The 20,752-nt window shown below is 71.8% G+C and carries 18 protein-coding genes; 15 read left to right on the top strand and 3 right to left on the bottom strand.

Annotation, left to right across the window (positions count from 1 at the left end; all coding sequences use genetic code 11):
* Nucleotides 1-86 precede the first annotated feature (86 nt).
* The 5 genes from LE548_RS19740 (at nucleotide 87) to LE548_RS19720 (ending at nucleotide 5,944) form a co-directional block, all read left to right on the top strand.
* Nucleotides 87-1,283, top strand: a complete 1,197-nt coding sequence (locus tag LE548_RS19740) for an argininosuccinate synthase (protein ID WP_225098210.1) — start codon at nucleotides 87-89, stop codon at nucleotides 1,281-1,283.
* A 50-nt stretch (nucleotides 1,284-1,333) separates the two neighbouring features.
* Nucleotides 1,334-2,761: an argininosuccinate lyase gene (gene argH / locus LE548_RS19735; protein WP_225098209.1), complete on the top strand. Its 1,428-nt coding sequence runs from the start codon at nucleotides 1,334-1,336 to the stop codon at nucleotides 2,759-2,761.
* Nucleotides 2,762-2,817: 56 nt separating this feature from the next.
* Complete coding sequence (locus tag LE548_RS19730; protein WP_225098208.1) at nucleotides 2,818-3,789, top strand: aldo/keto reductase; 972 nt, start codon at nucleotides 2,818-2,820, stop codon at nucleotides 3,787-3,789.
* Between the two features lie 83 nt (nucleotides 3,790-3,872).
* Entirely contained in the window at nucleotides 3,873-4,424 is a 552-nt protein-coding gene (locus tag LE548_RS19725; protein WP_225098207.1) for a TetR/AcrR family transcriptional regulator, read from the top strand.
* Complete coding sequence (locus LE548_RS19720; RefSeq protein WP_225098206.1) at nucleotides 4,421-5,944, top strand: MFS transporter; 1,524 nt, start codon at nucleotides 4,421-4,423, stop codon at nucleotides 5,942-5,944. The genes LE548_RS19725 and LE548_RS19720 overlap by 4 nt, the downstream gene beginning before the upstream one ends.
* Nucleotides 5,945-6,053: 109 nt before the next feature.
* Here the strand turns inward: LE548_RS19720 and LE548_RS19715 are convergent, their stop codons facing one another.
* Nucleotides 6,054-6,725, bottom strand: a complete 672-nt coding sequence (locus tag LE548_RS19715; protein WP_308030284.1) for a lysophospholipid acyltransferase family protein — start codon at nucleotides 6,723-6,725, stop codon at nucleotides 6,054-6,056.
* Between the two features lie 272 nt (nucleotides 6,726-6,997).
* Here LE548_RS19715 and LE548_RS19710 point away from each other — a divergent pair, with 272 nt between their 5' ends.
* From LE548_RS19710 to LE548_RS19700, 3 genes are all read left to right on the top strand, one after another.
* Nucleotides 6,998-8,185, top strand: coding sequence for a glycerophosphodiester phosphodiesterase (locus LE548_RS19710; protein WP_225098204.1), 1,188 nt, complete (start codon nucleotides 6,998-7,000; stop codon nucleotides 8,183-8,185).
* A gap of 93 nt (nucleotides 8,186-8,278) precedes the next feature.
* Nucleotides 8,279-8,785: a sigma-70 family RNA polymerase sigma factor gene (locus LE548_RS19705; RefSeq protein ID WP_225098203.1), complete on the top strand. Its 507-nt coding sequence runs from the start codon at nucleotides 8,279-8,281 to the stop codon at nucleotides 8,783-8,785.
* A 44-nt stretch (nucleotides 8,786-8,829) separates the two neighbouring features.
* Nucleotides 8,830-9,327 carry a GNAT family N-acetyltransferase gene (locus tag LE548_RS19700; protein WP_225098438.1) on the top strand — a complete coding sequence of 166 codons (498 nt, stop codon included), beginning with the start codon at nucleotides 8,830-8,832 and terminating at the stop codon, nucleotides 9,325-9,327.
* 72 nt (nucleotides 9,328-9,399) lie between these two features.
* Here the strand turns inward: LE548_RS19700 and LE548_RS19695 are convergent, their stop codons facing one another.
* On the bottom strand, nucleotides 9,400-9,840 hold the full coding sequence (locus tag LE548_RS19695; protein ID WP_263636307.1) for a hypothetical protein: 441 nt from the start codon (nucleotides 9,838-9,840) through the stop codon (nucleotides 9,400-9,402).
* Nucleotides 9,821-10,180, bottom strand: coding sequence for a hypothetical protein (locus LE548_RS19690; RefSeq protein ID WP_225098202.1), 360 nt, complete (start codon nucleotides 10,178-10,180; stop codon nucleotides 9,821-9,823). The genes LE548_RS19695 and LE548_RS19690 overlap by 20 nt, the downstream gene beginning before the upstream one ends.
* Nucleotides 10,181-10,268: 88 nt before the next feature.
* Between LE548_RS19690 and LE548_RS19685 the strand changes: the two genes are divergently transcribed.
* The 7 genes from LE548_RS19685 (at nucleotide 10,269) to cobT (ending at nucleotide 20,643) form a co-directional block, all read left to right on the top strand.
* Nucleotides 10,269-10,919, top strand: a complete 651-nt coding sequence (locus tag LE548_RS19685) for an HAD family hydrolase (RefSeq protein WP_225098201.1) — start codon at nucleotides 10,269-10,271, stop codon at nucleotides 10,917-10,919.
* A 348-nt stretch (nucleotides 10,920-11,267) separates the two neighbouring features.
* Complete coding sequence (locus tag LE548_RS19680) at nucleotides 11,268-12,311, top strand: methionine ABC transporter ATP-binding protein (RefSeq protein ID WP_225098436.1); 1,044 nt, start codon at nucleotides 11,268-11,270, stop codon at nucleotides 12,309-12,311.
* On the top strand, nucleotides 12,308-13,045 hold the full coding sequence (locus LE548_RS19675) for a methionine ABC transporter permease (protein ID WP_225098200.1): 738 nt from the start codon (nucleotides 12,308-12,310) through the stop codon (nucleotides 13,043-13,045). Before LE548_RS19680 ends, LE548_RS19675 begins: the two co-directional genes overlap by 4 nt.
* Nucleotides 13,046-13,112: 67 nt before the next feature.
* A complete protein-coding gene (locus tag LE548_RS19670; protein ID WP_225098199.1) occupies nucleotides 13,113-13,946 on the top strand; it encodes a MetQ/NlpA family ABC transporter substrate-binding protein in 834 nt (277 codons plus the stop codon).
* A gap of 171 nt (nucleotides 13,947-14,117) precedes the next feature.
* Entirely contained in the window at nucleotides 14,118-14,756 is a 639-nt protein-coding gene (locus LE548_RS19665) for a GNAT family N-acetyltransferase (RefSeq protein WP_225098198.1), read from the top strand.
* Between the two features lie 88 nt (nucleotides 14,757-14,844).
* On the top strand, nucleotides 14,845-16,083 hold the full coding sequence (gene cbiE / locus LE548_RS19660; protein ID WP_225098197.1) for a precorrin-6y C5,15-methyltransferase (decarboxylating) subunit CbiE: 1,239 nt from the start codon (nucleotides 14,845-14,847) through the stop codon (nucleotides 16,081-16,083).
* 396 nt (nucleotides 16,084-16,479) lie between these two features.
* On the top strand, nucleotides 16,480-20,643 hold the full coding sequence (gene cobT / locus LE548_RS19655) for a nicotinate-nucleotide--dimethylbenzimidazole phosphoribosyltransferase (protein WP_225098196.1): 4,164 nt from the start codon (nucleotides 16,480-16,482) through the stop codon (nucleotides 20,641-20,643).
* The last annotated feature ends 109 nt before the right edge of the window (nucleotides 20,644-20,752 follow it).

Here is a 20,752-nt window from a genome sequence, read left to right as displayed (position 1 = left end):
CCGTTGTTCAAGACTCCCGAGAATTGACGAATCATGCAGACCTCTGCATACTCATGCACATCGGGATTGCAGTGTGAGGAGAAACCATGACCGAGCGCGTCGTACTCGCCTATTCGGGCGGTCTGGACACCTCCGTCGCCATCGGCTGGATCGCCGAGGAGACGGGCGCCGAGGTCATCGCCGTAGCGGTGGACGTCGGCCAGGGCGGCGAGGACCTGGACGTCATCCGCAAGCGTGCCCTCGCCTGTGGGGCCGTCGAGGCCGAAGTGGCCGACGCCAAGGACGAGTTCGCCGACGAGTACTGCCTTCCGGCGATCAAGGCCAACGCCCTCTACATGGACCGCTACCCGCTGGTCTCCGCCCTCTCCCGGCCGGTGATCGTCAAGCACCTGGTCGCCGCCGCGCACAAGCACGGCGCCACGACCGTCGCCCACGGCTGCACCGGCAAGGGCAACGACCAGGTCCGCTTCGAGGCCGGCATCGTCGCCCTCGCCCCCGACCTGAAGTGCATCGCCCCGGTCCGCGACTACGCGATGACCCGGGACAAGGCGATCGCCTTCTGCGAGGCCAAGCAGCTCCCGATCGCCACCACCAAGAAGTCCCCGTACTCCATCGACCAGAACGTCTTCGGGCGCGCGGTGGAGACGGGCTTCCTTGAGGACATCTGGAACGCCCCGATCGAGGACATCTACGAGTACACCGCCGACCCGGCGCAGCCCCGCGAGGCCGACGAGGTGATCATCACCTTCGAGGCGGGCATGCCGGTCGCGATCGACGGCGAGCCGGTCACCGTGCTGCAGGCGATCCAGCAGCTCAACGAACGAGCCGGCGCCCAGGGCATCGGCCGGATCGACATGGTCGAGGACCGCCTCGTCGGCATCAAGTCCCGCGAGGTGTACGAGGCGCCGGGCGCGATCGCCCTGATCACCGCCCACCAGGAGCTGGAGAACGTCACCGTCGAGCGCGAACTCGCCCGCTACAAGCGGCAGGTGGAGCAGCGCTGGGGCGAACTGGTCTACGACGGCCAGTGGTTCTCCCCGCTCAAGCGCGCGCTGGACGGCTTCATCGCCGAGGCCGACCAGCACGTCAACGGCGACATCCGGATGACCCTGCACGCCGGCCGCGCGGTCGTCACCGGCCGGCGCTCGCAGTCGTCCCTGTACGACTTCAACCTCGCCACCTACGACACCGGCGACACCTTCGACCAGGCCGCGGCCAAGGGCTTCATCGACATCCACAGCCTGTCCTCGAAGATCGCCGCCCGGCGTGATCTGCGGGCATAACCTGACGCAGACCTCGCACCACCGACCCACCCTCTCTAGGAGCAGCGCAAGTGAGCAGCAACAGCGGTGACGTACGGCTCTGGGGCGGCCGTTTCGCCGACGGTCCCGCCGAGGCCCTGGCGAAGCTGTCCGCGTCCGTCCACTTCGACTGGCGGCTCGCGCCCTACGACATCGCCGGTTCGCGTGCCCACGCGCGCGTGCTGCACAAGGCCGGCCTCCTCACCGAGGACGAGCTGCGGCGCATGATCGCCGGGCTGGACCAGCTGGAGGCCGACGTGGCCTCCGGCGCGTTCGTCGGCACCATCGCCGACGAGGACGTGCACACCGCCCTGGAGCGCGGCCTGCTGGAGCGCCTCGGCCCGGACCTCGGCGGCAAGCTGCGCGCCGGCCGGTCGAGGAACGACCAGGTGGCGACCCTCTTCCGGATGTACCTAAGGGATCACGCCCGGACGATCGGCGGCCTCATCGCCGACCTCCAGGACGCCCTGATCGGCCTCGCCGAGGCCCACTCGGACGTCGCGATGCCCGGCCGCACCCACCTCCAGCACGCCCAGCCGGTCCTCTTCGCCCACCATGTCCTCGCCCACGTGCAGTCCCTCTCCCGGGACGCGGAGCGGCTGCGCCAGTGGGACGAGCGCACGGCGGTGTCGCCGTACGGGTCCGGCGCCCTGGCCGGCTCCTCCCTCGGCCTCGACCCGGAGGCGGTCGCGCAGGACCTCGGCTTCGAGCACGGCAGCGTCGGCAACTCCATCGACGGCACGGCCTCCCGTGACTTCGTCGCCGAGTTCGCCTTCATCACCGCGATGATCGGCGTGAACCTCTCCCGGATCGCCGAGGAGATCATCATCTGGAACACGAAGGAGTTCTCCTTCGTGACCCTGCACGACGCGTTCTCCACGGGCTCGTCGATCATGCCGCAGAAGAAGAACCCGGACATCGCGGAGCTGGCGCGCGGCAAGAGCGGCCGCCTGATCGGCAACCTGACCGGCCTGATGGCGACCCTCAAGGCCCTGCCGCTCGCGTACAACCGTGACCTCCAGGAGGACAAGGAGCCGGTCTTCGACTCCTGCGACCAGCTGGAGGTGCTGCTGCCCGCCTTCACCGGCATGATCGCCACCCTCACGGTCAACCGCGCGCGCATGGAGGAACTGGCCCCGGCCGGCTTCTCCCTCGCCACCGACATCGCCGAGTGGCTGGTCAAGCAGGGTGTGCCGTTCCGCGTGGCGCACGAGGTCGCGGGGGAGTGCGTCAAGGTCGCCGAGGCCGAGGGCAAGGAACTGGACGACCTGACGGACGAGCAGTTCGCGAAGATCTCGGCGCATCTCACGCCCGAGGTGCGGTCCGTCCTCAACGTCCCGGGCGCCCTCGCGTCCCGCAACGGGCGCGGCGGTACGGCGCCGAGCGCGGTCGCGGTCCAGCTGGCCGAGGTCAAGGCGGACGTGGCGGCGCAGCATCAGTGGGCGGACGCAAAGAAGTGACGTGAGGGCATCGCGGGTTACGTTGGTCGCAGTCAGCCGACCGAACGGAGCCCGCGATGCCCTTCGCCCGTCTCGCGCACGCCACGACGCCGACCTGCCACATCGGCCTCGGTCTCGCCGCCGTCGGCCGCCCCGGCTACATCAACCTCGGCCGTGAAGAAGACCTCGGAGAGAACCGCAGTGTCGAGGCCCTGCGCGCCCGTACCTTCGAACTCCTCGACGCCGCCTACGCCCAGGGCGTCCGCTACTTCGACGTGGCCCGCTCCTACGGCCGCTCCGAGGAGTTCCTCGCCGACTGGCTGAACGCCCACCCCGATGCCGGCGACGTGGTCGTCGGCAGCAAGTGGGGCTACGCCTACACCGCCGGCTGGTCGGCACAGGCCGAGACGCACGAGGTCAAGGACCACAGCCTGGCGACGTACGACCGCCAGCGCGCCGAGACCGACGCGCTGCTCGGCGACCGGCTCGACCTCTACCAGATCCACTCGGTGACCCCGGACAGCCCGGCCCTCACCGACAAGGACCTGCACGCACGGCTCGCCGAGGCCGCCGCCCAGGGACTGACCATCGGCTTCTCCACCAGCGGCCCGGCCCAGGCCGACACGATCCGGGCTGCCCTGGAGATCACCGCCGACGGCGAGCGCCTCTTCCGTACCGTCCAGTCGACGTACAACGCGCTGGAGACCTCAGCCGCACCCGCCCTCGCCGAGGCGCACGACGCCGGGCTCACCGTGATCGTCAAGGAGGGCATGGCCAACGGCCGGCTCGCCGCGCCGCATGCGCCGGAGATGCTGACGGCCGTCGCCGAGGAGACCTCCCTCGGCTGTGACGCCGTGGCCCTCGCCTGGATCCTGCGCCAGCCCTGGGTGGGTGTGGTCCTCTCCGGCGCCGCGACCGTCCCGCAGCTCCTCTCCAATCTGCACGCCCCCGCCGTCGACCTCGACGTGGACCAGCTGACCCGCCTCGCCACACTCGCCGAGGACCCGCGCGCCTACTGGGAGCGGCGCGGGGAGCTGCCCTGGCACTGACGCGCGCCTGAGACGACCGGCAGCCGTGAGTCACGTACGCCCAGAGTGAGACAAGATTGTCTCACATGGTCTATTCTTGTCTCATGGCCCTGGATCGTGACCACGTGCTGCGCAGCGCAGCCGCCCTGCTGACCCGTAAATCCACCGCGACCATGGACGAGGTCGCCAAGGCCGCCGGGATCAGCCGGGCCACGCTCCACCGGCACTTCGCCGGGCGCGACGCGCTCGTCCGGGCGCTGGAGGCGCTCGGCATCGCGGAGTGCGAGGCGGCTGTGGACCGCGCCCGGCTGGACGAAGGGCCCGCGAGCGAGGCCGTACGACGGCTGGTGCGTGAGATCCAGCCCGCCGCCGGGCTGCTCGCCTTCCTCTACGGCGAGAGTCAGCTGTGGGAGGGCGACCGCCAGAACGACGGCTGGCAGAGCCTGGACGCCCGGATGGGCGCGGTGTTCCTGCGTGGACAGCAAGCGGGCGAATTCCGCATCGACCTCACCCCGGTCTGGCTCACCGAGGCGCTGTACGGCCTGATCGCCTCGTGCGCCTGGGCCACCCTGGACGGCCGCGTGGCCGCCCGGGACTTCCCGACCATGGTCGCCGAGCTGCTGCTCGGCGGCGCCGTACGAAGAGAGGAACCATGACCAGCACCCTGCAGCCGGCCCGCGCGGCGGAGGCGGAGCAGCGACCGGGCCGCTGGCTCGCGCTCTGCGTCCTCGTCCTGGCCGTGCTGCTGGTGGCCGTCGACGCCACCGTCCTCGGCCTGGCGACCCCCTACATCAGCGAAGACCTCAACCCCTCCGGTACCCAGCTCCTGTGGATCGGCGACGTCTACTCCTTCGTCATCGCCGGTCTGCTCGTCTCCATGGGCAGCCTCGGCGACCGTATCGGCCGCAAGCGGATCCTGCTCGGCGGAGCCACGGCGTTCGGCGCGATATCGGTGCTCAACGCCTATGCCACCACCCCGGAGCTGATGATCCTCGCGCGGGCGCTGCTCGGTGTCGCGGGCGCGACCCTGATGCCCGCCACTCTCGCCCTGATCCGCAACCTCTTCCACGACCCGCGCGAGCGCAGCCTCGCCGTGGGCATCTGGGGTGCGACCGCCTCCGCGGGGACGGCCGTCGGCCCCATCGCGGGCGGCTTCCTGCTCGAACACTTCTGGTGGGGCTCGGTCTTCCTCATCAACCTGCCGGTGATGGCGGTCCTGGTCCTCGTCGGCATCCGCACGCTGCCCGAGTCCCGGAATCCGAACCCCGGCCCCTGGGACCTGGCCAGCGTCCTGCTGTCGCTGGTCGGCATGATCGGCGTGGTGTACGCGGTCAAGGAGCTGGCCACGCACGGCGTCACCTGGCCCCCGCTCGCCGCGGGCCTGCTGGGCGCGGCCGCGCTCTACGGTTTCGTCCACCGCCAGCTCACCATGCCGGCCCCGCTGCTGGACATGCGGCTGTTCCGGCACCGCGGCTTCAGCGGGGCGGTCCTCGCCGACCTGCTGACCGTGCTCGGCATGTCCGGCCTGGTGTTCTTCCTCTCCCAGTACCTGCAACTCGTCCAGGGCAGGCGTCCGTTCGAGGCGGGCCTCGCCGAACTGCCCGCCGCCGTCGGCGCGGTGGTGGCCGGCCTGATCGCGGGCGGCGCCGCCCGCCGCTTCTCGGTCCGGGCCGTGGTCTCCGGCGGCCTCGCCGCGGTGGGCCTCGCCCTGGCCGTGCTCACCACCCTGGGCACGTCGACGGGTTACCCGGTCCTCGGCGCCGCACTGCTGGTCGTGGGCATCGGCGCCGGCTTCTCCTTCACGGTGACGGCCGACGTGATCCTCTCCAGCGTGCCCAAGGAACAGGCGGGCGCCGCCTCGGCGGTCTCCGAGACGGCGTACGAACTGGGCGCGGCCCTGGGCATCGCCCTGCTGGGCTCGATCGTGACGGGCGTCTACCGCGACTTCACCGGCCCGGCGGGCACCCCGCCCCAGGCCCACGAGTCATTGGGCGCGGCGGTGGAGGCAGCGACGAAAATGCCTCCGCACACAGCCGACCAGGTGCTGGAAGCGGCCCGGGAATCCTTCGTCCACGGCCTCCACCTGGCCTCGGGCGCAGGAGCGGCGGTCCTGCTGGGGACGGCGGCAACGGCATGGTTCTTGCTGAAGGGACAGAACCTGGAAAGCGCCGGGTGAGGTGAGATGCCCAGGGGCGCGGGGCTGTATCCGATATGCGGCTCCGCCGCACGGGCGCGAAAAGCGACCACAGACCCGCGCCCGAAAACCGGCCGAACTGCCGACGGCGCTAGGCCGCCTTGGCCTTCGTGGCGTACATGTCCACGTACTCCTGCCCGCCCAACCGCATGACCTCGGCCATCACCGAGTCGGTCACCGCCCGCAGCACGTACCGGTCCCGGTCCATCCCGTCGTACCGCGAGAACTCCATCGCCTCACCGAAACGAACCGTCACCTTGCCCGGCCGCGGAATCCCGGAACCCCCCGGCTGCAACTTGTCCGTGCCGATCATGGCGAAGGGAACCACCGGCGCACCGGTCATCAGCGTCAGCCGCGCGATACCGGTGCGCCCCCGGTACAGCCGGCCGTCGGGCGAGCGGGTGCCCTCGGGGTAGATCCCGAAGATCTTGCCCTCCTCCAGCACCCGGCGCCCGGTCATCAGTGCGGCGACGCCGCCGTGGCCGCCGTCGCGGTCCACCGGGATCATGCCGACGCCGGTGAAGAACCACGCCATCAGCCGGCCCTTGAGGGACTTGCCCGTGACGTACTCGTCCTTGCCGATGAAGTGCACCTGCCGCTTGGTGACCACCGGCAGCACGATCGAGTCGATGAACGTGAGGTGATTGCCCGCCAGGATCACCGGCCCGTCCCCGGGAATGTTCTCCACGCCCTCCACCTGTGGGCGGAACATCAGGCGCATGATCGGTCCGAGCACTGCCTTGATGAGCGCGAAGCGGGACAACGGGTCCTCCGATGTCGAGGGGCGTTATGAGTCTGTGCAGGTGAGGACATTACTCGCGGTCCCCGGCCGAACGCACATCGGGTACGTCCGGTTCACCCAGGTCTTACGAACTGTTGACACGGGTTTACCCGCAGGTCCCGCCCTCGGCCGGACACCGCACAGGACACATGGCGTCACCCCGGTGTTCCGGCTCAGGTCTCCCTTCGGTCATGTGCACGACCCTACGATCGCCCCGACTTCAAAGACGCGAACGTGGACGGCAGGAGACGCTGATGGTCAGCGACCAGGCGAACGAGCGGAATCAGGGCACGGGACAGGGTGCCGGACGGCGGGCGCTCCTCGGCGCGGCGGTGTTCGGCGCCGGTGGAGCGGTCCTCGGGCTGCCGGGTACGGCCGGCGCGGCACAGGCCCGGACGGCCAAGCCCGCGGAGCGGGGGCTGAAGAGCCTGCCGAAGCCGGCGATCATCGGCCACCGGGGTGCCAGCGGCTACCGTCCCGAGCACACCTTCGGCTCGTACAACCTGGCCCTGGACCTGGGCGCCGACGTGGTCGAGGCCGGTGACCTGGTGCCCACCAAGGACGGCCACCTCGTCTGCCGGCACGAGCCGGAGATCGGCGGCACCACGGACGTCGCCTCCCATCCCGAGTTCGCCGGCCGCAAGACCACCAAGGTGCTCGACGGCGTGCCGACCACCGGCTGGTTCACCGAGGACTTCACGCTCGCCGAGCTGAAGACGCTGCGTGCCGTCGAGCGCATCCCGGCCAACCGGCCGCACAACACCCTCTACAACGGACGCTGGGAGATCCCCACGTTCGAAGAGGTCCTGAAGTGGCAGGACGAGCAGACCCGCAAGCGCGGCAAGCAGGTCTGGATCTACCCCGAGACCAAGCACCCCACCTACTTCCGCAAACTCGGCCTCGGCCTGGAGGAGCGGGTGGCGAAGCTGCTCGCCAAGTACGGCAAGGACGGCCGTAACGCACCGGTCATCCTGCAGTCCTTCGAGCCCAGCAGCATCCAGAAGCTCAACCAGCTGGTCGACAACCCGCTCGTCGTGCTGCTCTCCTCGGCGGACAGCCGCCCCTACGACTTCGTCGAGGCGGGCGACCCGCGCACGGTCGCCGACCTGATCACGCCCAAGGGCCTCCGGGAGATCGCCGGCTATGCGCAGGGCATCGGCCCGACGCTGGACCTGATCATCCCGAAGGACGCGAACGGCAACCTCACCAAGCCGACCACCCTGGTCGCCGACGCGCACAAGGTGGGCCTGATCCTCACCCCGTACACCATGCGCAACGAGAACCCCTTCCTGCCGGCCGACCACCGCAAGGGCACCGCGGCCGACGGCTACGGCGACCCCTTCGGCGCGTTCAAGACGTACTTCGCGACCGGCATCGACGGCGTCTTCACGGACAACGCCGACACCGGTGTCCTCGCCCGCGCCGACTTCCTGGCCGGCTGAGCCGTCGTCAACCGTTCGCCCGGTCGCACCTCGTTCGTGCTGACTCTGCGCCGCCCCGGAAACCTGCGTCCGGGGCGGCGCGTCGTTCCGCATATGACGCACGACTTGGTAGCCGCCCTGCATCCGCTGCTCACCGCGGAGGCCTCGGCCGAGGCATATGCCGCCGGGAGCGAGCCGGGCGACCTGGAGCAGGCCGTCTGGCTCCGGCTGCTGGAGCGGCTGGAGCGCGACGGACCGCCGCTCGACCCCGAGGGCTGGCTGCGCAAGGCCGTCCGCGCCGAGGCCCGCCGCAGCCGCCGCACCACCCGCCTCGAACGCCCGTACGGCAGCGAGCTCGCCGACGACACCCGGCCCGGCCCCGAGCAGCTCGTCCTCACCGCCGCCCGCCATCACGCCCTGCGTGAGGCCGTGCGCCGGCTGCCCGGCCGCTGCCCCCGGCTCATCGAGGCCCTGCTCTCCCCGAAAGACCTCACATACCGGGAGATCGCGGGGGAGTTGGGTATCTCACAGGGCAGTCTTGGCCCGGAACGCTCCAGATGTCTGGGATGTCTAAGGCGTTTGCTCACACCGGAGGTTGCGGCGCGCGAAGCGCGGGGATAGGAGTGAGAACGACAGGTGATCAGGTGAGCGGGAGGCGTGCGCACATGGGCATGAGCGTGACCATCTCGGTGGCGACCGAGCAGGACGCGGAGCAGATCTTCAGGCTCCAGTACCTGTGCTTCCAGGGCGAGGCGGCGCTGTACGGCAATTACCGCATCGACCCGCTGGTCCAAACCCTGGACTCCGTGCGCCAGGAAGTCGCCTCCGACTGTGTCTTCGTCGCCCGGCTCGGGGAAGAGGTCGTCGGCTCCGTACGCGGCAAGGTCACCGAGGACGGCGCCGCCGCCATCGGCAAGCTCTGCGTCCACCCGCGCCTCCAGGGCCACGGCATCGGCGCGCGGCTGCTGCGCGCGGCCGAAGCGGCGCTGGTGGAGGAGCGGGGCGCCACCAAGTTCCGCCTGTCCACCGGCCACCGCAGCGAGGGCAACCTCCGCCTCTACCGCCGCTCCGGCTACGAGACGGTGGGCCGCTCCAAGGGTGCGGACGGGGTGGAGCTGATCATCCTGGAGAAGCAGGCGGGGACGTACGCGCAAACAGCGTGAGGGCAGTGCGCCCCGAAGGGGCGCGGGGAACGGCGCGAGTGACCACAAACCACCCGCGGCCGCCCGCGCTCCTCAGGCACCCCTGTGAGCAGGCGCCTTCCGCAGCCAGTACATGGCGGAAAGCGGTAGCAGAACCGGGATGAAGATGTAGCCCATCCCGTAGTCCGACCACACGGTCGCATCGGGAAACGCGGAAGAGCCCACCAGAGTCCACGTACCGACGGTCAGGACACCGACCAGCTCGGCCGCACAGCAGACCTGCGCTGCCCGCCGGGCCGTCTCCCCGCCCCGGATCAGCGTGTACGTGATGAACCCGTACACGACGCCGGCCACGGCCGACAGCGTGTACGCGAGCGGCGCCCGGTCGAACTCCGTCGCGATCTGGAACGCCGAGCGCGACACCGCGCCGACCACCATCACGCCGTAGAACCAGACGAGCAGCATGCCCGGCCCGCTGATCAGCCGGGCCGGCTTCTCCTCCGCCGCCGTCACGTCAGCCTCCCCAGATGTCATAGAGCCGCACCTCCAGCACGGCCAGCACCACACCGCCGGCGGCCGCGGTCACCGAACCCCAGCGGGTCCGCTCGGCCAGCGACATCATCCCCGCCGCTGGAACACACGCGAACGCCCCCAGCAGATACGCCACGAAGATCGTCGTACCCTGAGCCGGCTTCTCGCCCCGCGCCAGCTGCACGATCCCGATCACCAGCTGGATCACGGCCAGGAGCGACACCACGGCCATGCCGATGAAGTGCCAGTCCTTGGTCGGCTGGTCCCGGTACGCGGCCCAGCCGCACCACGCGGCGAGCAGCAGCGCGGCGATCCCGGTCACCAGCGTCAGGGCATTGAGCATGCGGAGACCTTATTACGCCCGAAACGGGCCCCGGCCGCCGACCCCGCCGTACGCCATAGGGTCTAGACCACACCGTAGGGTTCTGGGCATGACGATCCACGCACAGGCCCTCCTCTTCGACAACGACGGCACCCTCGTCTCCTCCCTCGCCTCCGTCGAGCGCTGCTGGGCCCGATGGGCCGCGGAGTACGGGATCACGGCCGAGGAGTTCGGGCGCGTGGCGCTGCACGGGCGGCCCGCCGTCGAGATCGTCGCCGACCTGCTGCCCGCCGCCGTCGTACCGGAGGCGGTCGCCCGGGTCGAGCAACTGGAGGTCGAGGACGTGCCGAACGGGGGCGTACGGCTCCTGCCCGGCACGAGCGAATTCCTGGCGGGTCTGCCGGCGGAGTGCTGGGCCGTCGTCACCTCCGCCACCCGGCGGCTGGCCGAGGCCCGCCTCGACGCGGTCGGCATCCTGCCCAAGACGCTGGTCTGCGCCGACGACATCACGCGCGGCAAGCCCGACCCCGAGCCCTATCTCCTCGCCGCCCGGCTGCTCGGCGTCGACCCGGCCCGCTGTGTCGTCTTCGAGGACGCCCCGGCCGGACTCCGGGCGGGCCGCGCCGCCGGGATGACCACCGTGGCGTTGGCCACAACCCACCGGGCCGAGGAGCTGGACGCCGACCTGGTGGTGAGGGACCTGTCGGCCTTGTCGGTACTGGTCACCGACGCGGGCGTGGAGATCTCCGTCCGCGACTGAGGCCGTCTCCCGGGCTGTCCGCCGCTGTCCACTATCCGGACAGCGGCGACCGGTCAGGACCGTACGTCTGATTTACTGCTCGCATGACCACGACGAGCTGCCGCACCCTTGCGACCGAGGCGACCATGACGCCCGGTGCTCGTTGTATGTGTCGCCTGATGTGTCGAATGTGCGCCTTCTAGAGGGCCCCCGCATCAGCTGAGCCTCGCGCCCCGAAGCGAGAGCCGTGGCATGTCTTCCGTGCGCCGCAGTCCGTACGGAGGCGCGCACCTTCTCTCCATGCCTGAACCGCATGCACCCGTGCCCGGGCACACCCACGCCCGCGCACTCGACAGTGACGGAAATCCTGTGATCACCACCTCGGGCCTGACCAAGGTCTACCGCTCCCGCGGCCGTGAGGTCACCGCCCTCGACGGCGTCGATCTCCACGTCCGCGAAGGCGAGGTCTACGGCGTCATCGGCCAGTCCGGCGCCGGCAAGTCCTCCCTCATCCGCTGCGTCAACCTGCTGGAGCGCCCCACCTCCGGCACCGTGACCGTCGCCGGACAGGACCTCACCGCCCTGGCCGGCCGCGGCCCGCGCGCCGGCAAGGAACTGCGCCGGGCGCGCAGCCGCATCGGCATGGTCTTCCAGCACTTCAACCTGCTGTCCTCGCGCACCGTGCAGGACAACATCGAGCTGCCGCTCGAAATCCTCGGCAGGTCCGGCAAGGAGCGCTCCCGCAAGGCGCTCGAACTGCTCGACCTGGTCGGCCTCGCCGACAAGGCCAAGGCCTACCCCGCCCAGCTCTCCGGCGGCCAGAAGCAGCGCGTCGGCATCGCCCGCGCCCTGGCCGGCGACCCCAAGGTGCTGCTCTCCGACGAGGCCACCAGCGCCCTCGATCCGGAGACCACCCGCTCCATCCTCCAGCTGCTGCGCGACCTGAACCGGCAGCTGGGCCTGACCGTTCTGCTCATCACCCACGAGATGGACGTCGTGAAGTCGATCTGCGACTCCGCCGCCCTCATGGAGCGGGGCCGGATCGTGGAGCACGGCGCCGTCAGCGAACTGCTGGCCACCCCGGGCTCCACGCTTGCCGCCGCGCTGTTCCCGGTGAGCGGCGAGCGCACCGGCGCCGACCGGACCGTCCTCGACGTCACCTTCCACGGCGAGGCCGCCACCCAGCCGGTCATCTCGCAGCTCGCCCGCACCTACAACATCGACATCTCGATCCTCGGCGCCGCCATCGACACCGTCGGCGGCCTCCAGATCGGCCGGATGCGCATCGAACTGCCCGGCCGCTACGAGGACAACGTGGTGCCGATCGGCTTCCTGCGCGAACAGGGCCTCCAGATCGATGTCGTCGGCCACGAGGGCGAGGCGCCCCTGCTGGTGAAGGATGGTGCCAAGTGACCTGGTCCGAGATGCAGCCGCTGCTGTCGCAGGCCTGTACCGACACGCTCACGATGGTGGTCTGGTCCACCCTGATCGCCGTCGCCGTCGGCCTTCCGCTCGGCATCCTCCTCGTCCTCACGGACCGGGGCGGCCTGGTGCAGAACGTCGTCCTGAACAAGGTGATCGGCCAGATCGTGAACGTCGGCCGCTCCATGCCGTTCATCATCCTGATGGTCGCGCTGATGACCTTCACACGCTGGGTCACCGGGACGACGATCGGTACGACCGCCGCGATCGTGCCGCTCGCCATCGGCGGCATCCCGTTCTTCGCCCGGCTCGTCGAGACGGCCGTCCGCGAAGTGGACAACGGTCTCGTCGAGGCCGTGCAGTCCATGGGCGGCAACACCTGGACCATCGTCCGCAAGGTCCTCGTCCCCGAGGCCCTGCCCTCGCTGATCGCCAGCACCACCACCACGGTCATCGCCCTCATCGGCTACTCCGCCATGGCCGGCACGGTCGGCGGCGGCGGCCTCGGCGACCTCGCCGTCCGCTACGGCTACCAGCGCTTCGAGACCCAGATGATGTGGATCACCGTCGCGATCCTCGCCGTCGCCATCTCCCTCATCCAGTTCGCCGGCGACCTCGCGGCCCGCTCCCTGCACAGCCGCGGCGCCCGCTCCGGCCCGGCACCCAAGCTCCGCCTGCTCAAGGCCAAGGAGCCGGCCGCCGCAGACGTCGGCAAGGTCGCCTGACACCCCCTCAGTCCCCCCGTTCACCCAGTACACGGGGTCGCACCACCCATAAGGAAAGGCACTTTTCGTGCGTAACACCGCCAAGCTCACCACCGCCGTCCTCGCCGCCGGAGCCCTCACCTTCGGGCTGTCCGCCTGCGGCTCCGGCAGCTCCTCCAGCTCCTCCCACGACTACAGCGGCCCGCTGGTCGTCGCCGCGAGCCCGACCCCGCACGCCGAGATCCTCAACTTCGTCAAGGACAACCTGGCGAAGAAGGCGGGCCTCGATCTGCAGGTCAAGGAGTTCACGGACTACATCACGCCGAACACGGCGACCGAGGACGGCTCGGTGGACGCCAACTACTTCCAGAACCAGCCGTACCTGGACGACTTCAACAAGAAGCGCGGCACCCACATCGTGCCCGTCGTCACGGTGCACCTGGAGCCGCTCGGCCTCTACTCCCACAAGGTCAAGAAGGCCGACGCCCTGAAGAGCGGTGCGACCATCGCCGTCCCGAACGACGCCGTCAACGAGGGCCGAGCCCTCAAGCTGCTCGCCGACAACGGGCTCATCACCCTCAAGTCCGGCGTCGGCAACGAGGCCACCCCCCAGGACATCGCCGACAACCCCAAGCACCTCCAGTTCAAGGAGGTCGAGGCGGCCCAGACCCCGCGCTCCCTGGACGACGTGGACGCCGCCGTCGTCAACGGCAACTACGCCATCCCCGCCGGCCTGAAGCCCGCCAAGGACGCCCTCGTCCTGGAGTCCGCGAAGAACAACCCCTACGGCAACTTCCTCGCCGTGAAGAAGGGCAACGAGAAGGACCCGCGGGTCGAGAAGCTCGCCAAGCTGCTCGTCTCGCCCGAGGTGAAGAAGTTCATCGAGGACAAGTACCAGGGCTCCGTCATCCCGTCCTTCTGAGCCGGCGGAAGGGCTCACGCAAGGGCTGACGGCACGTATACGGCGTTTCGCGACGCACGGGGTCCACTCCCTCACCGGGTGTGGACCCCGTCGTGCGGTTCAGTGGTTTCATGCTGCATGCTGGGCAGTTCAGCAGGACCTGAAGGTTTTTCCGAAGTTACGGAGCGGCGCATGAGTGGCACCTTTCCCAACGTCTCCCTCAGCACGGAGCGGTTGGTACTGCGCCCCTTCGAGGAGTCGGACATCGAGGCCTTCGCCGAGATGATGAACGACGAGCTGGTCACCGCCTGGACCTCCGTCCCCCAGCCATACACCGAGGCCGACGCCCGGGCCTGGATCACCGCACAGGCCCCCGCCGAGCGCGAAGCGGGCCGCGGCATCGTGTTCGCCGTCGACGAGTTCCTCACCCAGCGCCTGGTCGGCACCGTCCATCTGCGCAACACCGACTGGCGGGTGCGCTCGACGGAGATCGCCTACGTCATCGCCCCCTGGGCGCGCGGCGAAGGCTATGCCTCCGAGGCCGCCCTGGCCACCGCGCAATGGCTGTTCCACGACCAGAAGTTCGAACGCCTGGAGCTGCGCACCGCCGCCGACAACGCCGCCTCCCAGCAGGTCGCCCAGAAGATCGGCTGTATCAGCGAGGGCGTCCTGCGGGGCGCCTGGATAGCGCGCAGCAGGACCGACGACGGCACGTGGACGGACGTCCGCACCGACGTCATCGTGTGGAGCCTGCTGCCGGAGGACCTGGCGGGGGTCAGCGAGCAGCTGGCCGACACGGGTGGTTTCACGTCGTACTCGGACTGGAACTGATCCTCCGCGCCTCACCGGGTACGCTCACGGAGCCCGCCCAAGGGCCCCTTCCCCCTGACTACCTGCGCAGACCTGGAGAGAGACGACGATGGCCGACCGGGTCACGGTGATCGGCTGGGACGGCTCGCCGCTGACCGCCGCGGCACGCGCCGCCCTCGGCGCCGCCACGCTCGTGGCGGGCGCGGCCCACCATCTGGCCCTGCCCGAGGTCCCGTCCGGTGCCGAACGCGTCCGTCTCGGCAGCGTCGCGCTCGCCGCCCGCCGTATCGCCGCCCACCGCGGCACCGCCGTCGTGTTCGCCGACGGCGACCCAGGCTTCTTCGGCGTCGTCCGCACCCTGCGCGCCCCCGAGTACGGCCTGGAGGTCGAGGTCGTCCCCGCCGTCTCCTCCGTCGCCGCCGCCTTCGCCCGTGCCGGCATGCCCTGGGACGACGCCCAGGTGGTCGTCGCCCACCGGCGCACCCTGCGCCGCGCCGTGAACGTCTGCCGCGCCCACACCAAGGTCGCCGTCCTCACCTCGCCCGGCGCCGGACCCGCCGAACTCGGCCTGCTGCTCGACGGCGTCCACCGCACCTTCGTCATCTGCGAGGAACTCGGCACCGAACGCGAACAGGTCAGCGTCGTCACCTCCGACAAGGCGGCCGACCACACCTGGCGCGACCCCAACGTCGTCATCGTCATCGGGGGACCCGTCGGCCCGGCCGGCGCGGGGGAGAGCGGCGGCTGGATCGCCGGCCGCGATCCCGGAGCCGGTCCCCGCGGCTGGGTACAGCCCGACGAGTCCTACGGCGGCGGACCCGGCGGCAGGCTCGGCGAGGGGGAGACGGAGCTGCTGCGGGCCGCCCAACTCGCCCGGCTGGGGCCCCGGGTCGGGGACCTCGTCTGGGACATCGGCTGCGGCTCCGGCGCGTTCGCCGCCGAGGCCGCGCGCGCCGGAGCCGCCGTCATCGCCGTCGACCGCGACCCCGGGGCCTGCGCCCGCACCGAGGCGGCCGCACGCCGGTTCGGCGTCCAGCTCCAGGTGGTGCACGGCAGCGCCCCGCACGTGCTGGAGAACCTGCCGGAACCGGACGTCGTACGGGTCGGCGGGGGAGGCGCGGCCGTCGTCTCGGCGGTCGCCGACCGGCGCCCCCAGCGCATCGTCACGCACGCCGCGACCCGCGACGCGGCCGAACGCGTCGGCCGGGATCTGACCGAACACGGCTACCGGGTCGAGTGCGCCCTGCTCCAGTCCGTCGCCCTCGACACCCGCGCCTGGACGGAGACCGAGCGGAGTGTCGCGTTCCTGCTCACAGGAGAACTGCTGCGGCGCGAAGCGCCTCGTTGAGGGGTGGTGGTCGGGAGACGGGTGGGCCTCCGGGATCGCAACCCGTGATCCTGTTGTCGTACTGCGCGCGGTAGGCTGGCCGATCGTTGTACCGCACCGGGCGGCCCGGAAGTTCGTTCGCCAATGTCCGGAAAGCGCGCCCGTTTTGGGGTGGGTGTGGTACTGCGGAACCGGAGGACGCGCAACGTGGCGCAGTCCACAGCGGGCTGTCGCGGATCATGCTGTCGCGATGGCGCAACGGCCGGGACAATGCCACTGAATGGCTTTGTCGCCTTTTCAGGCGGGTCGTTCGTGCCGCTGGGCACGGACGCTCGTTCTTCACTGCGGGGGCGGTCGGTGCGCCGTTCCGGGTGAGCTGGTCGTAGGAGAGCACTAACCGATGGGCGAGGGGTACGCATGACCGACACCGGCCAGGTCCCGGGCGAGGGGCAGCCGGAGAGCGCAGGCATGGTGGAGCAGCCGGGCGTTGCCGCGCACGGTGCGTACACCTACCTCTCCGAGGCACCCGCCGAGGACGAAGACCTGCTGCTGCCGGGCGCCCAGGGCGCATGGGGCAACGAAGTACCGCCGCCCGCCCCGGAACCGGTCGTCGAGGCCGTCCACGAGCCGGGCCCGCACGAGACGGCCGGCCGTGACAGCGGCTCCGTCGACCTCAGCGGCGTCCGCCTGCCGAACCCGGCCCCGGCGTCCGTGCCGCCGTCCCCCATCCTCTCCGCCCCGCAGGACGCTTCGGCCGCGCCGCAGCCGCCGCGCCGCCCGCTGCACCTCGGCCCGCCGATCCCGGACGCCTCCGCCAGCCCGGTCCGCTCCCTCGCCGACCGCGGCCCGGCCGGCGCACCGGTGCGCCAGCCCGCTCCGGCGCCGGCCGGCCCCGAGTACCTCGACGCCCAGCCGCTGCACGACATGGCTCCGCAGAACGCGGCCCCCTGGGGTACGGCGCCCACGCCGGCCCCGGCCGTCGCGGTGGCCGAGGCGGATGCACAGGCACAGGCTGCCGAAACGGTTGACCCGGCCGCGGCCGCGGCGGGCATCGCGGTCCCTGCGGACGCCCCGGCGCCCGCGGAGGCCCTGGTCCCCGCGCAGGTCACCGCCCAGGCCGACCCGTCCGGCGCGGCCCAGGCCGCCGTCGCCCGGCTCGCGCACCAGGCGGCCGTACCGGCACCGGGCACCGCCGCCCAGGTGGTGCACGGCCACGACGGTGTACAGCCCGTGCACGGCCACGACGGGGTGTACGCGGCTACAGGGGCGGGTCCCGAGGGCGTCGCGGCTGCGCCGTTCGCCGCCGAGCAGGGCGTGGAAGGCGCGGACGACGCGGCGGGCGTCCCTCAGCCCGCTGCCGGGGACGGCCAGGGCGCGCCCACCGAGCAGCCTGTCGAGGGTGCGGTCGCAGAGCAGCCCGTCGAGCAGCCGCTCGCGGGTGCGGTCGCCGTCGGCGGTGCCGCCGGTGACGGGGCGCCCGTGGCCGAGACCCCGGCGGTGACGGAAGCGGAGGCCGGGCCGGCCGTGTCCGAGGACACGCCTGCCGTCGCTGAGGGCGCGCCGGTCGTCGTGGAGGAGGCGGACGCGGCGGCCCCCGGTCAGCAGGCCCAGGCGAGCCCCGCCGAACCGGCTGCCGTCGCCGTCGAGGAAGCGCAGGCCGCTGTGCTGCCGGGCGAGGCCGCGCCGCCTCAGGCTCCGGAGACCGTCCTGGGCGCGGACCTCGCCGTCGCCGAGCCGTCCGAGTCCGCCCAGCCGTCCGAGGCGGCCGACCCGGGCCAGGGCGAGAGCGTGCCGCAGCCGCAGCCGCAGACCGTGCCGGTCGCCGCCGACGCGGACCAGGCTGCCCCGGTCGCCGAGGGCGCCGTCACGGTGGACGACGCCGAGCGGACCGTGGCCGCCGCTCCCGCACCGCAGGCGCCGGACGCTGCCCAGACCGCTCCCGAGGCCCTCGCCGCGGAGGCTGCTCCGGAGGCCGTCGCGGTTCTCGCGGAGCCCGCCGCCCCGGGACAGCAGCCCGCCCCGCCCACCCCCGCGACCGCGGAGCCGCAGGCCGCCGTTGTGGACGCGCAGTCCGGCGTCGTGGAGGCCGCCGTCGTGGAGGCTCAGCCGGCCGCAGCTCAGCCCGCACCCGCCGCAGAAGCCGTACCGGCTCCCGAGCCGGCCGCCCTGCCCGAGGCGCCGGCGCTGCCCGAGGCCGTTGCCCCGGCCCCCGCGCCGGAGGTGGCCGAGGCCGAGGCCCCCGCCGTCGCCCCGGCGCAGGAGGCCGTCCCCGCCCCGGCTGTCGTCGAGACCGTCGCCACCCCTGAGCCGCACCTTCATCTTGCCCAGGGCCCCCAGCTGGCTGAGCCCGTCGCGCCCATCGCCGAAGCCTTGCCGGGCACCCCGGAGGCCCAGGCCGCCGCCGTGCCGCAGACTCAGCCGGAGCCGACCGCCGCCCCCGAAGGCGCCCCCGCGGGCCCGCAGACGCAGCCCACCGACGCCACCCCGCCGCCGGCCGTCCCTGCCGGCGATGCCGCTGAGCAGCAGGCCGCCGCCGAGGCCGGGCAGGGCGAGCCGCTGCCCTCCCATGTGCCGCTGGAGCCCCAGCCGGAGCAGCCGCTCGGGCAGTTCGTGCCCGTCGAGGGGCAGGTGCCCACCGCCCCGCATCTGGCGCCGACCCCGCCGCAGCCGCTGGTCCTCCCCGTGGAGGAGACGCAAGCGCCGGTGGCCGCGGTGCCCGCGCCGCGTGAGGGCGAGCAGGCCGCCGACGTCGTACAGCACGCGGAGGACCTGCAGACCAGGGCCGCCGACCAGGAAGAGCAGGACGAGGGGAGCACGGCCGCTGTGGCGGAAGCCCGACAGTCCACCGGCCCGGCCGCGCCCGCCTACGCCGACGCCGAGCGCGAGGCCGTCCTGAAGGTCATGCGCGAGCGCCGCGACATCCGTAACGGCTTCCGCAGCGACCCCATCCCGCACGAGGTGCTGCTGCGCGTCCTGGAGGCGGCCCACACGGCGCCCTCCGTGGGCCACTCGCAGCCCTGGGACTTCGTCGTCATCCGCTCCGCCGAAACCCGGCGGACGATGCACGAACTGGCGATGCAGCAGCGCGAGGCGTACGCCAAGTCGCTGCCGAAGGGCCGGGCCAAGCAGTTCAAGGAACTGAAGATCGAGGCCATCCTCGACACCCCGGTCAACATCGTCGTCACCGCCGATCCCACCCGCGGCGGCCGCCACACCCTCGGCCGCTACACCCAGCCGCAGATGGCGCCCTACTCCTCGGCGCTCGCGGTGGAGAACCTCTGGCTCGCCGCCCGCGCCGAAGGCCTCGGCGTCGGCTGGGTCAGCTTCTTCGACGAGCGGGAGATGGTCCGCGCGCTCGGCCTGCCCGAGCACCTGGAGGTCGTCGCGTACCTGTGTGTCGGGTACGTCGACGAGTTCCCGGACGAGCCCGAGCTGATGCAGGCCGGCTGGTCCAAGCGACGCCCGCTGTCCTGGGTGGTGCACGAGGAGACGTACGGCCGCCGCGCCCTGCCCGGAGAGGAACCCCACGACCTGCTTGCCGAGACCGTCGCACAGATCCGTCCGCTCGACGCCAAGGCCCTCGGTGAGGCCTGGGAGCGCCAGAAGCGGATGACCAAGCCGGCCGGCGCGCTCGGCATGCTGGAGATCATCTCCGCGCAGCTGTCCGGGCTGTCCCGGCAGTGCCCGCCGCCGATCCCGGAGCCCGCCGCCGTCGCCATCTTCGCGGGCGACCACGGCGTGCACGCCCAGGGCGTCACCCCCTGGCCGCAGGAGGTCACCGCCCAGATGGTGGCCAACTTCCTCGGCGGGGGAGCCGTCTGCAACGCCTTCGCCGCCCAGGTCGGCGCCGAGGTGTGCGTCGTGGACGTCGGTGTCGCCGCCGACCTGCCCGCCACGCCGGGCCTGCTGCCCCGCAAGGTCCGGGCCGGTACGTCGGACATGACCACGGGCCCCGCGATGACCCGCGAGGAGGCCAAGCAGGCCATCGAGGTGGGCATCGAGACCGCCCGCGATCTGGTGGCCGCCGGCAACAAGGCGCTGCTCACCGGCGAGATGGGCATCGCGAACACCACGGCCTCCGCCGCCCTGATCTCCGTCTACACGGGTGCCGACCCGGCGGAGGTGACGGGCCGGGGCACCGGCATCAACGACGAGACCCTGGCCCGCAAGACCGAGGTCGTCCGCCGCGCCCTGGAATTCCACCAGCCGGACCCGGCCGACCCGCTCGGCGTCCTCGCGGCCATCGGCGGCTTCGAGCACGCGGCCATGGTCGGACTCCTCCTCGGCGGCGCCTCCCTGCGTACGCCGGTGATCCTGGACGGCGTCAGCGCCGGCGCCGCGGCCCTGGTCGCCCGCGCCATCGCCCCCGAGGTCCTGGCGGCCTGCATCGCGGGCCACCGCAGCGCCGAACCGGGCCACGTGGCCGCCCTCAACAAGCTCGGCCTGCGCCCCCTGGTCGACCTCGACCTCCGCCTCGGCGAGGGCACGGGCGCCCTGCTGGCCCTGCCGCTGGTGCAGAGCACGGCACGGGCGATGCACGAGGTGGCGACGTTCGACTCGGCGGGGGTCACTGAGAAGTAGTGGTCTGCGTACGGGGCTCGGCACTGTGGTGCCGAGCCCCGTTGCACACGTCCGTGGCTCCGTGCCCAGCCACCGGACACCTGTCCCGCCCTCAGCCCCGCCAACGTAA

Source organism: Streptomyces sp. CoH27, from assembly GCF_020181035.1.
GTDB classification, from domain to species: Bacteria; Actinomycetota; Actinomycetes; order Streptomycetales; family Streptomycetaceae; genus Streptomyces; species Streptomyces camelliae.
The sequence above is the reverse complement of the archived record's forward strand: the minus strand, read 5'-3'. Positions and strand labels throughout refer to the sequence as shown.